This is a genomic window from Streptomyces sp. CO7 (assembly GCF_053474865.1).
In genome coordinates this window covers 222,832-223,918 of sequence record NZ_JBRIOU010000008.1, presented here as the reverse complement: position 1 = coordinate 223,918, position 1,087 = coordinate 222,832, and the positions used below count along the sequence as shown (strand labels likewise).

1 protein-coding gene is annotated in these 1,087 nt (G+C 76.8%); it reads right to left on the bottom strand.

The window, feature by feature from the left end:
- Positions 1-1,084: hypothetical protein (locus ACOV8S_RS25935; RefSeq protein WP_448320660.1), on the bottom strand; the 1,084-nt coding region annotated here is incomplete at its 3' end.
- Positions 1,085-1,087: the final 3 nt, after the last annotated feature.

Sequence of the window (1,087 nt, the reverse complement as noted above, 5' to 3'; positions counted from 1 at the left end):
GCAGGAGCACCGAGAGCAGCGAGAAGACGACCTGCACCGGCAGCGTCTCGCGCGGGCTGAGGACCCGCAGGGTGAGCAGGGCACTGACGCCGAAGCCCATCAGCAGGTACTGCGTACCCGTGGCCGGCAGCAACGCCGCGACCGCCGGCCAGGTCTCGCCGAGCACCTGGCGGCCCCAGCCGTCGGGGAGCAGCAGCCACAGGCCCGCCCACGCCCCGCCGGTGGCGGCGAGGGTGACGCCGAGCAGCAGGGTGGCGCGGGCGACCGCGCGTCCCCCGCCGCCGAGGCGGGCCAGCAGCGGGGGACCGAAAGCGTTGGCGGCGCCGAAGAACACGTTGAGGGGCCCGAACAGTGCTGAGGCGCCGCGCAGCGCGCCCACCGCCAGCGGCGTGCCGATCAGGCCCAGCGCGAGCACCGCCAGCTGGCTGGAGCCGTTGCCGACGGCGTACTCGACCACGAACCGCTGCCCGAGGTGGCCGCGGCGCAGGTACACGCCGAGCCCGGGACCGTCCGCCCCCGCGGCCGCGCGCAGCGGCCGCGCGAGGAGCGCGGCGGCGACGGCCAGGGAGGGCAGCGCGGCGGCTCCCCAGGCGAGGACGAGGCGGGCGGAGCCGGCCCCGTCGGGCTGGACGGCGAGGAGACCCACGGTGGCCAGCAGCCGCAACCCGTCGGAGGCCAGCGCGTGGTGGGGTCGCTGAAGCAGGGAGAAGCAGTACCGGGCGCCGTCCTGGAGCAGCACCACGGGGAGCACGGCGCCCAGTGCCGCGAGGGCCCGGCCCGTGCCGCCGCCGAGGGCCCAGCCGGTCCCCGCCAGCAGGGCCGCACAGCCCAGGGAGGCGAGCGCGGTGAAGGCGAGCGCCGGGCGGCAGGCCGCCTCGCGCGCCTCGCGCACCAGGACGAGCGCCTGGCCGACGTAGCTCATGAAGAGGCCGAGGGCCACGGTGAAGACCAGGTAGACCATGGAGAACTCGGCGAACCCGGCCGCGGTGGAGACCCGCGCGGCCAGGATCAGCACCAGGATGTTGGTCAGTCCGGAGGCGGCCTGGTCGAGGATCGACGCGACGACGGCCGCCGGACCGCGCAGCCC